This window comes from Sporosarcina sp. GW1-11 (genome assembly GCF_033088395.1).
Lineage (GTDB): Bacteria > Bacillota > Bacilli > Bacillales_A > Planococcaceae > Sporosarcina.
The window spans coordinates 1-1,825 of sequence record NZ_JAPMIW010000043.1; the positions used below are offsets into that span (position 1 = coordinate 1).

The 1,825-nt window shown below is 34.5% G+C and carries 1 rRNA gene; it reads right to left on the reverse strand.

The window, feature by feature from the left end:
* Positions 1-1,706: 1,706 nt before the first annotated feature.
* Positions 1,707-1,822: ribosomal RNA gene (rrf, locus tag ORD22_RS15045) — 5S ribosomal RNA — on the reverse strand.
* Between the last annotated feature and the right edge of the window lie 3 nt (positions 1,823-1,825).

The window sequence follows — 1,825 nt, forward strand, 5'->3', positions numbered from 1 at the left end:
TTTCATTTGCTGGCATCAATTAAGATACTCATTTTGTTTATGTCACCGACAGAGTCGATGCACAAACGTTTATTTCGTTAACGTTTTGCTGTTCAGTTTTCAAGGTTCATGTAGTTGTTCTTTCGTAAGAGACAACTTTCTAATCATATCAAATCGCCGTCTCACTGTCAACATTTTTTCAAAAACTTTTTTAATTCGTTTTTGGCTAAGTTGCTAACTTCAAAGGCAACGTTATTAAATATACCACCTGTCTATTTAGATTACAAGTGTTTTTATCACTTTACTTAAAACTCTTATAAGTGACTTATCAAAACTAGATGTAACTAGTCAAAATATCATTAGAAAATGGAGTCTATATTGATATACCTGTAAAGGTTAGAGGTTTATAATTAACAATTTAATGAATGAATTTGATATACCGGTGCATAAGATCGAACTCTTTATTGTACCTATCTATCGTTGGGCTGAAATATAGTAGCTGGTCGGCCTAGCACTTGAACCTTATAATATAGGGCACTAATAAGAATTTTTTGCTACTGTTATACAGTTCTTTAATTTCAATCGAGTATGTAAACGGCTATAGCTTCTATAATATATATTTTAAAAGCTGCTTATTCAATTTTTTCTAGTACATGAGTAGTCAATACATCCCGATGTTATTTAACGTTATATAGAATGGGATCCCTCACCTAGCACTCGCTTTTGTGTTTAAAAGGTCGCTTTAGAGCAGCCAGCCACATAACAGTTAGAGTTTCACTTAGTATTTTCTCAATTCACTCAATATAAGTATACTTTTGTGAATACGCAGAGTGAATGATTTTTATCTTCATTTTGGAATGATACATATTCCGACCACCGCCGGACTAGTAGGCAACAATTGTGTTTCAGGTATCCTTCAATTATCTCATCTACTGCATGTGCTACATGATCTTCCAGAATGAAATCTCAAGATCACTTTATTGGTTATTATATGGTTTGAATGTAGGAGTTAGCTGATGTTTAGTAGTTGGATAGCTTTCTTTGGCCTTTAGAGGAAATATAATTTACGCGGCATACTCTTCAGCGATAATCTTGGATTGCACATAAAAACTGCCCCTTCTAAAATGGTGGTTAGTTCAGTTTTATTTATCTTAGATGGGACGACTTTTTGTATTTAATTTCTAAGTGAATTAGAAAAAACTTTAAAAGAAATCATTTTCCAATGAATTTCTGGACAGCTCCCTAGTTTATTTATCTAAGTCATTGCGGATTTCATGTAATTGCTGCTTCATCATATTCAACTAGTCCTTATTCTGTTGAATTGTATCCACACGCTCATTTTGTTCTACAGCATTTAAATAAGCTTTTTCTGCCCGTTCAATGGATGTGACATTACCTACCTCACTGAATGTTCCGTCTTTTCAACAGAATTATTTAAAATTGGGAGAACCATTGCAATTACGCATGGTTGAGCCGTAAAAGATTAAAAGATATTTCTACATTATTCAAAGAACCTATTATTACTAAAACGACTTAAAATCAAATGTTCTGCTATTCTACAGAACTTTCTTAAACAGTATTTTGTAAAAAAAGGTCTTTTAAATGTCAGGAGACCAGCCATTTTCAATAAATACGTTTCCAATCGTGAGCGTGTAGCCCTGTTTCTATCTTAAAAATAGTTTTTTTGAAAACAAAAAAGCCACTCCCCAAAGGGAATGGCTTTGCTTGCCCAGCAACGTCCTACTCTCACAGGGGGAAACCCCCAACTACCATCGGCGCTGAAGAGCTTAACTTCCGTGTTCGGTATGGGAACGGGTGTGACCTCTTCGCTATCGTTACTAGACTG